The following is a 13,384-nucleotide window of genomic DNA, read 5'->3' as shown; positions in this document are numbered from 1 at the left end:
GGCTGGATGTGAAACCTAAAACCTATGTAAACGAATCCGACCTATGGAAGGATGAACAGGGCTTTAAAGATGCGCTGACAGGTGTTTACGTATCTATTTCCGACACTTCACTGTATGGTAAAAACTTTACCATGGGCATGATGGATGTACTCGGAGGTAACTACGATGTATCCAACTCCTTTCATACGTACAACAAAGCCGGTGCCTACCAGTATACCGATACCAAGGCCAGGCAGCTCATTAACGAATACTGGACGAAAGGATACAGTGTCATCGCCAATCTCAACAACCTGCTGGCGAATATCGATACCCACAAAAGCTTGTTTGTAAATAATAATTACAACATTGTTAAAGGAGAGGCGCTGGGCCTGCGTGCACTGCTGCACTTCGATCTGCTGCGGGCTTTTGGCGGGGTGCCTGCACTGGGGCTCGACAAAAAAAGTATTCCATACGTTACGCAGTTTTCCATGACGGTGAAGCCTAACCTCACGCTCAATGAAGTGCTGGATGCCTGCCTGAAGGACCTGGCAGCGGCCCGGGAGCTGCTGGCGGTTTATCAAAACATCAACAACAGCACCGACGATCTGTTTTTATCGCACACGCGTAATCACATGAATTACTGGGCGGTGACCGGATTGATGGCCCGCATCTACCTCTATAAAGGCGACCTGCCGAACGCTTATGCCATGGCTAAAACGGTGATCGATGGCGGTAAATTTTCGTTCATTGAGGTAGGTGCTATCAGTACAGTTTACCCTAACCGCCTGTTTACCACCGAGCATTTGTTTGCCGTTTATTCTGCCAATCAGGAAGAAATCAATGCAGGTTTGTTCAAAAGTACCGCGGGCACTAACAATCTGCTCACCAACAAAACGGCCTTCATCAATACGCTGTACGAAATAGCATCCGGTGGCAGCACAGACTATAGATACCTGTACCTCTGGAAAACCGAGGGCAGCGCCTCCACAAAATACCCGGCAAAATACTGGCTGGATGATCTGCTGGCTGGCAATGGCAATTCCATCCGCCGTGTGCCAATCCTGCGTTATTCTGAAATGTTTTACATCGCCGCAGAAGCTACCGCCAGCCTGCCGGAGAAAACAGCGCTGCTGAACCAGGTACGGCAGCACCGCGGACTGGCAGCGCTGGCCGCCACCCTCACCGCAGAGCAGCTGGACAACGAGATATTTAAAGAATACAGGAAAGAATTTTACCAGGAAGGACAGCTGTTTTTTTATTACAAACGCAAAAATAGCACACAAATCGCAGGATCAGGCATTGCAGGCAGTGCAGCAGTTTATGTACTGCCCATCCCTGATGATGAAATTGAATTCAACCACGGATAAAATTAACAACATGCAACGCTTATTATATCTTATTTCATTCGTTATACTGTTCGGCGCCTGTCAGAAAGAATCGCTACAGGCCTACAGTTCCACGGCATTGGTTTACTTTTATGAAGCCGTCCGATACAAAACCATCACCGACGATAGTATCACTTATTCGTTTGCCGTAGTGCCTGACAGTGTACTCACCGATACGATCTATTTACCCCTCCGCATAATTGGAGAAGCATCAAAAACCGACCGGCAGGTAGGCTGCGAGCTCATTGCCGCAGCCTCTACTGCTGACCCTTCTACTTTTGAAATTCTGCCAGCAATCATTCCTGCCAACAGCTATACCGGTACCATTCCGGTAAAAGTGAACCGGGCAGCGGTATTGAAAAAAACCGAAATGCGGCTTTGGATTCAGATCATTAACTCAGCAGATTTCAAAACCGGTGTAAGCGATCAGCTGAAATACCTGATACGGCTAAACGATTTCCTGTCCAAACCCAGCAGCTGGCGCGATAACCTATTCGGGAAATACAGTAATGTAAAATATGACCTGATTATTAAGGCCACCGGCGTGGTGGATTATACAGGGCTGGACTACATTTCCGAAAGAAATTTACTCCAGGAATGCCGCAACGCACTCTACGCCTATGAAAATGATCATGGGTTTTTGTATGATGAAAACGGAGAACCCGTAGTGTTCCCATAAGTTCAGGTAAAACCAAAAAATTATGACACGTCAGCTATACAGTTGTTTATGCCTGCTGCTTCTGGTACTCACAGGCTGTTTCAAGGATAAAGGCAATTATGACCTGCATCCGATTAATGAATTAACCATCACCAGTACTACACCGGATACCATCCTGGTAAACCAGTTCGACAGGATTAAGATGCAGGTAGAGATTGCACAAACAATGCCTTCGGGAGATTATAACTACCGCTGGACAGTATACCCGTATATCAATGCAGGAAGTGTGAATGATACACTTGGGCTGAGTACCGCCATTGATACCGTTGTGAAGGTGAACCCGGGGGATTACACGCTCCTGTTTGCCGCCACTGAAAAGAAAACCGGTATTTCCACCTTCAAAAAATTCTTTATGCGGGTATCCAGTATTTACAGCGAAGGCTGGATAGTACTGGATGGAGAAGGGGGCGATCAACAGTTATCGCTGATCAGGCCCGATGGGAGCGTGATGCGTAATGTGTATCAAACCGCAAACGGGGAGAAGCTTCCTGCAAACAGCTTCCGGGTGCGGGTACTCAACGTTTATATCGGGGACCAGGATATCTTTTTAATTAGTAAAGATGGAGGTGTATCTATGGATTATATCTCCTTTAAAAAGCAGTTGAATTATCCGAACTGGTTCTTTAAAGCACCGGATACCATTGCACCTGCCAACATATTTTATAACAAGCTGGGGGTGGCTGGTTTCGTTATCAACAACGGGAAAGTGCATTACCTCCCCTTTTCGTATCAGGGGCCGCGCCGGTATGGTGCACCATTGGAAGGCGATTACGTGATATCTCCCTATGTATTTCCAATGATGAGCAGTGATAATGCTATTTTCTTTGACACTAAATACAGACGCTTCCTTTCCCATGCCAATGGTAAGCTGACACCGCTGATCAGCCCTGCAGGTTCTGCATTTGACCTGGCTAATGTGGGCAAAACGCTCGTGTATGCCGGAGAAAGTAATAACGATTTTCATAACTGCCTTTTCAAGGACCTTACTGCCGATAAATTCTATGTGTACCGTCTTAATACCGCGGCTACCAATATGGCCGCTGAAAAGTATGATGTGGTGGACGCACCGGAAATAAAGGATGCACGGCTCTTTGCGTCCTCCGGAATCTACCTGCAAATTTATTATGCGGTGGGTAACAAGGTGTATTTGCTGGACATTCCGGCGCAAAAAGCCAGGCTCGTGTATACGTTCCCGGCAGGCACACAAATTACGGCCATGCGACTGAAAATGTCGACCAGCCTGCTGATCAGCTATCCGGATAACAACCGCGTGATCACCTTCGGTACGCTGGAAAACAATGAAGGGAAAGTGTATTCCTTCTCCATTTCCAACACCGGCGATTTTGTAAACAACACCTTTACGAAGGTTTATACCGGCTTTAAAAAAGTGGTGGACCTGGAATATAAAAACAGAAAATAATGCGCAAACTTATGCTCACCGCAGGTATGGCACTTGCATTGGCCACGTCAGTACAGGCACAGAAAAAAGATCGTTCCTCCGATCCGTATTACACACAATATACCGCGCTGAATCACGAGGCTGACAGCATTTATGCCGTTGTTTCAGCAACGATTAAGGGTAATGCTGCAACGTTCCAGACGGACACTGCATTAAAGGCCAGTGTCAGTCACCAACTGCGTATGGCAGGGCAGCACCGCGCCATAAGTGATTCTATTTTTGTGAAGAAATATCCAGGTTCTATGATCAGTTATGATATTGTGCGGAGTAAACTGGGTGGCAGCAATGAACCGGAGAAAATTTATGCGGCGCTGAAGCAGCTATCCCCCGCGGTGATGGAAGCACCGGAAGTAAAGGCATACCTGGCGGATGTAGAAAAAATGAAAGAGCTGGGGATTGGTAAAATGGCGCCGGTGTTCAGTTTACCTGATACATCAGGGAAGATGGTAAGCCTGCAGGACTTCAGGGGTAAGTATGTGTTAATTGATTTCTGGGCTAGCTGGTGTGGGCCTTGCCGCGCCGAGAATCCACATGTAGTGGCGGCTTACGAAAAATACGGTCCTAAAAACTTTACCGTGCTGGGAATTAGTTTGGATAAGGAAGATGGGAAGGCCGCGTGGTTAGCTGCCATTAAAAAGGACCGTCTAACGTGGACGCATGTATCAGAATTAAAGTGGTGGAAAACCGAGGTGGCTAAAAAATATTTCATCAACGCTATACCACAGAATGTACTGGTAGATCCGCAGGGCAGGATTGTGGCGCGCAACCTGCGTGGGCAGCGACTCCTGGAGCAACTGGACATTATCCTGAACAACAAAAAATCCTAAACCAACCATTATGAAAAAACTATTATCAATGGCTGTGTTGACTGCCTGCGTGTACCTGAATGGACATGCGCAGGGGCAGCCGGCACCGGCGGCGAAAAAGCCGAATATGATGCAGGAGCTCTTCCGGCAGTTTTCCCCGATAGACACGGCCAGCAATGCGGATACAGCCAGGATGCTGTTTGAACGGATGCTGGCCAGGTATCCCGAAAAGGAGTACCCGGAGCATGCGAACATCTATCAGATTGCCCGTTCGGTGGTGGTCAGCAAAATGATTCAGGCGAATAAGCCCGGTGCGCTGGATACTTTCGCGGCCATTCCTCCCGGGATGATGCGCCGCCAGTTTATGGTGCATACCTGTAATGCTTTGATTAAAAAAGGCAGGACGGCGGATGCAGAAAAGCTCTACCTGCAGGACCTTGCGAGGGCCAAAGGCGGTGTAAAAATGGACAGCGCGGATTATTACACGTTTAGTGTGGGCTATGCCGAGTTGTTGTATGACACCAAACGTTATGCGGCTGCGTATAGTTATATGGAGCCGGCGCACCAAATGGGTTATGTAAAGGAGAATAAAGACCTGACATATTATGCGAAGATTTTGCTGGAAAATAAACAGGCGGATAGTGCGTTGGCAGTAATGCATAAAATGGTGAAAGATGGTAAGAGTGATGATGCGGGCCGGGAGCTATTTAAGAAAGCCTGGAAGGCGGCTGGTAAAAAGCAGGCCGACTATGATGCGGTGATGGCTGCGCTGAGTGATAGTTTGCGTGGAAAATATCAGGCAGAAGTAGCACATGCCGATACCAATTATGTGGCGCCGGGTTTTGAACTGGTGGATCTCAACGGGAAAAGCTGGAAGCTGTCGGATTTAAAGGGGAAAGTGGTGGTATTGGATTTCTGGGCTACCTGGTGTGGTCCCTGCGTAGGGTCGTTCCCGTTAATGCAGGCGGCAGCTGACAAGTATAAAGGGAAAGCCTTATTCCTGTTTATTAATTGTTGGGAGAAGAAAACCAATCCGGTGGAGCGTCGTAACCTGGTGGCTAAATATATCAGGGATAACAGTTACCGCTTTGATGTGTTGCTTGATGAGGCAATAGCGGATAATAAAGGGGCCAGGGTGGCTACTGACTACCAGGTAAAGGGTATTCCTGCCAAATTTATTATTGATAAGTCGGGCAATGTGCGGTATAGGCTGAGTGGCTTTTCAGGCAATTTTGATGCGTCGATGATGGAGCTGGATCTGATGTTGGAAAAATTATTATAGGAAGATATAGATAAACGCTATGAAAATGGCCTCCCCGGATCACCGGTGGAGGCCTTGTTTATTCTGAGGGATGTATGAATTAGCTAATTAGATGATGGTGGCATGCAACGGGTGCAGCGCAGGTGTGTCTTTAATGATGCTGGAAAAAAAGTTGGGGTTAACGATGGAAAATGGAGGGTTAAATGGTCCAGATTATATGAAAATGTTATTCCGGCGGAACAATTTTAACACCTGCTTAGCCGCAAATCCATCGGTGGATTTGCGACTCTGGAAGGGTTTTCCGGCAGGGTATTTTGAGGGATAAAACTTCAGTGGATGTAATTCTGCGTTTGAATTATAATAATATTTTATATATACAAAATAGGCGATATCATTATATTAAACAGCTATTTCGGTTTCTTTTGCGTTAAAAAATAAGTAATGCGAAACATAAGTGCTCCCGACAAATAATTAATTTATGAATTGTTACTTTTTCTTATTTTGGATACAAAGCACGAAAGAATTTAGTATCCATGAAATATTATTCGACCAATGTCCATAACGGCTAGACATAACTCAGATACTTTAGCAACAAAGCAGGGAAACTGGCTGATGAGATGGATAACGTCGGGGGCGTTCGACAAGTTTTATACGCGTCGGGTGAGCATCTTCGCCCACTTACTCATGTGGTTTTTATTATATACATTACATACTGTAATTCTTATAACTTCATTCTCCGAATCCTTAATAATCTGTCAGGCTTTTGCGTTGCGCAACGTATTGGCGATTGCCTTTTGTTTTTACTTTATTATGTATCTGGTGGTCCCTTATTTTATTTCAAAGGGGAGATATATACCGGGAATAATTTTATTGGTGGTTCCTGTATTTGGCTATCATGTTATTAATTATACTTGCACCTGGCTAATCAGTAATTACCTGGAGATTACGGTGCCCAGTGTCCGGCAGGTATGTAATGCAGTACTGGCGGATGGTATATTCGGAAAGGCTGCCTACCGCAGGATGGTAAGAGGAAGCTGGCCATTTGTATCGGCGGTGGCGCCTTGTATTGTAGCGAAACTGGTGCTGGATATTATACGTAATATAACCCGTACCTTACGACTGGAGAAGGATCGCCTGGATATGGAGTTGAATTTCTTAAAATCTCAGTTAAATCCGCATTTTCTGTTTAACACGCTTAACAACATTTATATGTTGTCGTTAAAAGGCGCGGAACAGGCGTCGGATTTGATTTTGCATTTATCTGAAATGATGCGGTATACATTATATGATTCAGACACACCTTTGGTAGAATTGCAGGATGATGTAGCTTTTCTGAAGAATTACACGGAGCTGGAACGGGTGAGGTATGGCGCCAAGGCAAACATTATTTTTGAGTATAACGAGGAGGAGATCAGTGATCAGTTGATCAGTCCGCTACTGATGTTTCCATTTGTGGAAAACGCATTTAAGTACGGGCATGTGGGAAATGACGGCCAGTGTCATGTTACTATCCGGATTACTGCTGATGGGCCGTTACTTACCATGAGTGTTAGTAACAGTAAAAACAGCGTAAACAATGTTCCTAAAGAGGTGGGAGGAATTGGCCAGGCTAACTCCCGCAAGCGGTTGGAATTGCTGTATCCGGGAAAGCACAAACTGGATATTCAGGATTGTGCTGACACATATTCAGTGACCCTATCACTAAATCTTAATTAAAGTACATAAATGGAGCAACAGATTAGATGTCTGGTAGTTGACGATGAACCATTTGCCAGAGAATTAATGACAACCTATATTGGCAGGGTTCCCCAGCTGGAGCTGGTAGCCACCTGTGAAAACGCACTGGAAGCGTTGGAAATACTGCAGAATCAGACGATTGATCTATTGTTTTCTGATATCAGGATGCCGAATATTAACGGGGTGGAAATGATTCGCTCACTGCCGCATATTCCGCTGGTCATTTTTACCACGGCCAGCAGGGATTATGCAGTGGAGGGATACGAGCTGGATGTGGTGGACTACCTGATGAAGCCTTTTGGTTTTGACCGCCTGCTAAAGGCCATCAACAAGGCCAAAGCTATATTACAGCAGCGGAAGCAACCCGCTGCACCGGAAAAGGAGAAACTATCTCCCGCTACCTACATGTTTGTGAAGGATGGGCAAAAACTCAGTAAGGTCATCTTCAACGATATTTATTATGTGGAAGGCATGAAGGACTACATCAAAATTGTGACAGCCCGGGAAACGCATATTATCTACCAGCGAATGAAGCATATGGAGGACTTGCTACCGGATAATCAGTTTATCAGGGTGCATAAATCCTACATTGTGCAATTAAACGCTATCAAGAATATTATTGGCAATACCGCCGAACTCATAAATAACCATACGATTATCATTTCAAAACAATACAAATCCGAGCTCAATAAACGCCTTGGCATTACCTCAGATGCCAGGGAAGGAGAAGAATAGTTGCCCAATCCCGCGCATACGGCTAATTAGGATTCCAGTTATGTTTGTCGTGCAGCTACTGCATTTGGTCTAAAAGAAAATTTACTGTAATGGAACATCGGCATTTTTGTTTACAACTAAAACGCCCTGATCTCCATGAAAACACGTACGCTCAATTCCCAATTAATTCCGTCACTGGAACTTAACAAAGAAATCGTCGCTAAAGCGGATTCTTTTGCAGTAAATAACCTCAGTACGCTGAAAAACAAACTGCAGGAGGGCCGAAGTAATTCATTGGAAACCACTTGTGGCAGTACACAAACTACCACATTGTCCGGCATTCTTACCTTAAAATTCTAAATCCCCTGGTTGCGTTGAGAGAGATGACATACCGTTGTGCAATAGTTGATGACGAGCCCCTTGCGGTGGAATTACTCAGTAGTTATCTGAACAGAATGGACCACATGGAGCTCGTTATCGCTACTGATAAATTGCAGGATGTTTCGGAACTGATCCGAAGCCGGGAAATCGATCTTATCCTGCTGGATGTGAACATATACGGCAGACAAACTACCGGCCTGAGTCAACTACTAAAAAATACTGATTGCAGCTTTATTGTAGTAACTGCCTATCCACTTGCCAGCCTTGGAGACCTGCCGTTGGGAGGGCGCCACGGGTACCTGCCAAAACCTGTCAGTTTCTCAAAATTCCGTGATCAGGTCACTAAAATGCTAAAACTTGCCTGAGCAGGATATTGAAAAAGTTCGTCATTTCGTCGTGCAAACGATGCTTTTGGTCGAAAAAATATCTATGTAGATAAAGATGTTAGCACCTTGTACTTCAAACAAAAGACATGCACGATCGCATATTGATGCCGCAGGTTAAGTCTTTCGATTTTTATCTATTACGATTGCCGCTTTTGTCCTACAACACCATTAAGTCCCTTCATACTGGAAATAAGCGTGATGTAGCCTCTTTAACTGCAGCATTAAAAGAAATTTACCGGCAGCCCGTGCTGCAGGAAGCCATATATCTGGCCAGCCAGGAGTTACATACAAGTCTGCTGGATTGGTTAAGCGGTACATCAGTACTCAGGCCGCAAAAACAACACAAACTGGTACTGACCCTATATAAATATTTATTAAGAATGAGTGCTCGTTGCACACCATATGGTTTATTTGCAGGTTGTTCTACCGGCAGCATCACGGATGCACCGACTGCTATTACCATAGACGAGTCCTCCCGCCATAAAAAAGCAAAAATCGACATGCACTGCCTGTCGGTAATCGCCGATGAACTGGTCGCTGACCCGGAAATCGCCGCTGTACTCACTTTCCTGCCTAACAGCAGTATCTACCGGGTAGGAAATACATACCGTTACTACGAATATCAAATCAAGGAAAATAAAAGACACTATTTTCTCAGTAGTTTCTCCCATAACATCTATCTAGAGAAAATCCTATCTACTGCCAGTAATGGCGCATCCATTCAACAGCTCACTGCTGTACTCATGGATCTTTCTATCACTGCTGATGAAGCCAAAAGCTTCATCAGCATGCTGGTGGAAAACCAAATACTCGTCTCGGCCTTTCATCCGACGTTAACAGGTCCGGATTATCTGAGTACAATTGCAGAAAAGCTCCGTTTAAAAGGAGTTAAAGCTCCGTTGCAGCAACTGTTGACAGCAGCACAACAACATTTGGTTGCTTATGAGAAAAGAAATGAACCTTATAATGTTATAGGAGAACTACTGCAGAAAGTTAGCCCAGGATTGCTTAAAAAAGACCTCGTGGTGGTCGACCTCTTCCACGAAACACCCGCCAATAACCTCCATCATAAGGTTATTGACACCATTACCCAAACCCTTAGCGAGCTTACCGCGCTGAATGTTTCTCATGAAGACCCAGACCTGGCTGTTTTCAAAAAGAAATATACCGCACGCTATGAAGGCAAAGCAATGCCACTCATGTCCGTACTGGACAGTGAAAATGGTATTGGATTTGGCATCCTTTCAGGCGATAAGTCCAATTATACCCCGGTCATCGATGATCTTGTTCTCCCCTCAGCGTCTTCTTTCAACCAAAACCAATGGACCAATCACCATAAGCTGGTCCTGAGAAAATTTGCAGAGGCACAGCAACATCATTTAACCGAAATCGTACTTACATCTGAAGATTTGCTGGAAGCGACCCCCGAAAACCCGACCGGCTTGCCGGCAACTTCCACCGCCATGGGTAACCTCCTCGCCAGCAGTACCAGCCACCTGGATGCGGGCGACTTTCGGTTCGTACTCAAAAGTTGCGGTGGTCCTTCCGCCCTTCCCCTAATGGGGCGCTTCGGCTCTTCGAGTGAAACCCTCGCCGACCACATGCGCCAGATAGCAGCCTATGAAAAAATGCTGCTGGGAGATAAAATAATTGCTGAAATTATCCACCTCCCCCAAGGCCGCACCGGTAACGTTTTGCTTCGCCCCAAACTCTACGATTACGAAATCCCATTCCTCGGAACATCTTCCCTGGATAAGGAATTTCAAATACCTGTCAGCGATATATACGTTAACGTAGTCAATGACAATATCATCCTGTTTTCTAAATCCCTGCATAAAGAAATTGTGCCGCGACTCACCAGCGCGCATAACTTCAACAACAGCCTCAGTGTCTACAAATTCCTCTGCGCCATGCAAAGCCAGCAGGAAAGTATGTCAATCCTCTGGGACTGGAACATCCTCCAGGAACTCCCCTACCTGCCACGCGTAAGGTTTAATGAAGTGATCCTGCGGAGAGCACAATGGCGGCTGCTCAGCAAAGCGTTCCTCCAGGACGGAGGTGATGAACAACAACAGCTCTTACATCTCCTTAATAAAAATAATATACCTGAAAAGGTAATCCTTGCAGAATCAGATAATGAACTGTTCCTCGACCTGTCATGCGTACTGGCCAGGGACCTCCTGATTTCCCACCTCAAAAAAGGGAACGTTACCCTTTTTGAATCATTCCTGGAAGAAGAACACCTCTTCATCCGCACGGAATCAGGTGCCTTCTGCAATGAAATTGTCGTCCCTCTCTATAATAACACATATACCCATAGCAGAACAGCCATTCCGGAAAACCAGCAAATAAATGTCAAAAGGACATTCAGCCCGGGCTCTGAGTGGCTGTATGCTAAAGTTTACTGCGGTCCTAAATGGGTAGATAAACTGCTGACCACAGAAGTGTACCCCATTGTCAATAACCTGAAACTGGACGAAATCATTCACAAATGGTTCTTTATCCGCTACGTGGACAATGATAATCACCTGCGGCTCCGCTTCCACCTCACCGATCCGGAACAAAGCCAGACCGTTATCAATGAAATCAACCAGGCCTTCCAGGCTTATATCGACGACGATATCATCCATAAAATTCAGTTTGACACCTATACACGCGAACTGGAACGCTATGGAGCCGATATAATGGATTTATGTGAGCAGATCTTTTACCACGACAGCGAACTGGTACTGGAACTACTCCCACACATACAAAGCGGCAACCAGGAATTTTACAGGTGGATATTTGCGGTTAAGGCAACCGACACCATGCTGGAAAGCCTGGGGTATAACGTGCAGCAAAAGCTGGATATCCTCAGTATACTGCGGGATACCCTGTTTACCGAGTTCAATGGCAACAATGACCTCCAGTTCCAGCTGAATAATAAGTTCAGGGAACACCAACAGGCTATCGCAGGTATTTTGGACGAAACAGCCCGATCATTCCCGCTGGCCGACGTGATCTATGATCAGTTCAGCCTCTACGGGTCCGAAATAAAAAATATTTGTACAGAAATACGGATCATTTGCGGTAAGGCCTCGGCTCAAAGGTCGCGCCGGCTGCAAAAGTTAACCGGTGACCTGCTCCATATGATGCTTAACAGGTTTTTCCTGGCCAGTCCACGTTTACACGAACTGGTTACATACCACTGCCTCACCAAGCATTATACAGCAGTCCTGGCAAAAGAAAAGACTAGTTTCAATTTGCGAAACTTAATGATTTAGGATAAAATAGAATAGTTGGTAATTAAAAAAGGGTGCATCATTCTTGATACACCCCTGTTTTTTTCTCCTTGCTCCTTGCAATTCTCAGGCCCCTTCTTCAGAAAGCCTTACACTACAGGATTCCTGTTGGTAACAATATGATTGCTGCCTTCCCCGATCATTTTCTCGAGGAGGTCGTAACCGCCATTTTCCTTGCTGTGCGCAAAGGTGCGCTCTTCAAAAGTGATAGGTACACACCAGTAAAGGTTTACTTTGTCGCCATACATCTGGGGCAACTCTATGGCCGGGCCGTTGTACAGTGCGGATGACAGGATCAGGCTCTCATATGGCTTTGGCAGCACGCCGGAGGACACGGTATGCCCTTCTCCGAGCCAGGTAACGAGCTTCCATGGCCTGTCGGCCAGGCCTGCCAGCACCTGCGCCACCTGCATAATCTGCTCCTCCGTAAATATTTTCTTATCCATGGCCAGGGCCAGCTCCGCACGATGATAGCCGCCGGCATTTTCATTGTAGAGGAAATCCACCCATGGCATCGGGCGGATGCTCATGCCCAGTGTGAGGAAGTAAACCACCTCGTCTTTCTCAAATTTGGCCATGGCCATTGGCGGCCACTTATTATCATCGATGGCGTAATAGGCCTGCTCTGCACCAAATACTTTCGTATAGGCGTCCATGAAACTCGTCTGAATGGCCGGCCATTGCGGGGCTTCCTCGTTTTGCCAGTTGTTCCAGAAATCCGCTGCATCCAGGAACTTCCGGTACTGCATATTGGTTTCCGGCGTTCCCAGGGGAAAGGTAATGCTGTTATCATTGCTGTCGGTACACGCCGCCGCATAAGCCGGTGGCCTGTCCATGTACAATCCCCATCCGGGAATGATACCTATAATTTCCTCATCATATAAAATAGCGGCGCCGTCACCTTCTGCATTCCAGATAAAGGAAATACGTTCTTTTTCCAAAGGGGCTTCCCCTTCCGGATATTTACAAAACTTAGCTTCCAGCATTGGGGCTACACCGTTTTCCATAGCTGCCGTATCCCGCTTTTCAGGGGCGGGCTGCAGGTTTCGCAACCAGCATGGCCTTGGTTTAAATCGGTTACCCATGATTTCAGATGGATATAAATAAAAGTACGCAGTACGGTCATCCTGCTCTACCATGGCATACATGGTGCCTCTGTCGTTCGTTTCTTCTATCAGCATTTCAGGTTCGCTATACATAAGTTTCCATTTGTAACAGCTAATATACGGCTATCCACTCAGATGGATCAACGTTTGGAAATCTCCCGCTACTTTTTG

11 protein-coding genes are annotated in these 13,384 nt (G+C 46.0%); 10 read left to right on the top strand and 1 reads right to left on the bottom strand.

Annotated features, from left to right (window positions below; genetic code table 11):
• Window positions 1-8: 8 nt before the first annotated feature.
• The 10 genes from BUB18_RS16280 to BUB18_RS16230 all read left to right on the top strand — a co-directional run bounded on the left by BUB18_RS16280 (window position 9) and on the right by BUB18_RS16230 (window position 12,089).
• On the top strand, window positions 9-1,346 hold the full coding sequence (locus BUB18_RS16280) for a RagB/SusD family nutrient uptake outer membrane protein (RefSeq protein ID WP_178372150.1): 1,338 nt from the start codon (window positions 9-11) through the stop codon (window positions 1,344-1,346).
• Window positions 1,347-1,356: 10 nt separating this feature from the next.
• Complete coding sequence (locus BUB18_RS16275; protein WP_073083109.1) at window positions 1,357-2,043, top strand: DUF4843 domain-containing protein; 687 nt, start codon at window positions 1,357-1,359, stop codon at window positions 2,041-2,043.
• A 22-nt stretch (window positions 2,044-2,065) separates the two neighbouring features.
• Window positions 2,066-3,502 (top strand): PKD-like family lipoprotein, encoded by a 1,437-nt coding sequence (locus tag BUB18_RS16270; RefSeq protein ID WP_073083107.1) that lies wholly within the window; start codon window positions 2,066-2,068, stop codon window positions 3,500-3,502.
• On the top strand, window positions 3,502-4,368 hold the full coding sequence (locus BUB18_RS16265) for a peroxiredoxin family protein (protein WP_073083104.1): 867 nt from the start codon (window positions 3,502-3,504) through the stop codon (window positions 4,366-4,368). Before BUB18_RS16270 ends, BUB18_RS16265 begins: the two co-directional genes overlap by 1 nt.
• 10 nt (window positions 4,369-4,378) lie before the next feature.
• A complete protein-coding gene (locus BUB18_RS30145; RefSeq protein WP_083550133.1) occupies window positions 4,379-5,629 on the top strand; it encodes a TlpA family protein disulfide reductase in 1,251 nt (416 codons plus the stop codon).
• An 852-nt stretch (window positions 5,630-6,481) separates the two neighbouring features.
• Window positions 6,482-7,324 (top strand): sensor histidine kinase, encoded by an 843-nt coding sequence (locus BUB18_RS16250; RefSeq protein ID WP_178372149.1) that lies wholly within the window; start codon window positions 6,482-6,484, stop codon window positions 7,322-7,324.
• Window positions 7,325-7,333: 9 nt separating this feature from the next.
• The gene (locus BUB18_RS16245; protein WP_073083095.1) at window positions 7,334-8,080 is read left to right on the top strand and encodes a LytR/AlgR family response regulator transcription factor; all 747 of its coding nucleotides are present in this window, start codon (window positions 7,334-7,336) and stop codon (window positions 8,078-8,080) included.
• 135 nt (window positions 8,081-8,215) lie between these two features.
• Window positions 8,216-8,419, top strand: a complete 204-nt coding sequence (locus tag BUB18_RS16240; RefSeq protein WP_073083092.1) for a hypothetical protein — start codon at window positions 8,216-8,218, stop codon at window positions 8,417-8,419.
• Between the two features lie 23 nt (window positions 8,420-8,442).
• The gene (locus tag BUB18_RS16235) at window positions 8,443-8,805 is read left to right on the top strand and encodes a response regulator (protein WP_073083090.1); all 363 of its coding nucleotides are present in this window, start codon (window positions 8,443-8,445) and stop codon (window positions 8,803-8,805) included.
• Between the two features lie 107 nt (window positions 8,806-8,912).
• Complete coding sequence (locus tag BUB18_RS16230) at window positions 8,913-12,089, top strand: lantibiotic dehydratase (RefSeq protein WP_083550124.1); 3,177 nt, start codon at window positions 8,913-8,915, stop codon at window positions 12,087-12,089.
• Between the two features lie 107 nt (window positions 12,090-12,196).
• Here BUB18_RS16230 and BUB18_RS16225 read toward each other — a convergent pair whose 3' ends face one another.
• Window positions 12,197-13,306 (bottom strand): suppressor of fused domain protein, encoded by a 1,110-nt coding sequence (locus BUB18_RS16225; RefSeq protein WP_073083083.1) that lies wholly within the window; start codon window positions 13,304-13,306, stop codon window positions 12,197-12,199.
• Window positions 13,307-13,384: the final 78 nt, after the last annotated feature.

It is taken from the genome of Chitinophaga jiangningensis, from assembly GCF_900142605.1.
Classification (GTDB): Bacteria; Bacteroidota; Bacteroidia; order Chitinophagales; family Chitinophagaceae; genus Chitinophaga; species Chitinophaga jiangningensis.
This window is presented reverse-complemented; position numbering and strand designations above follow the sequence as displayed.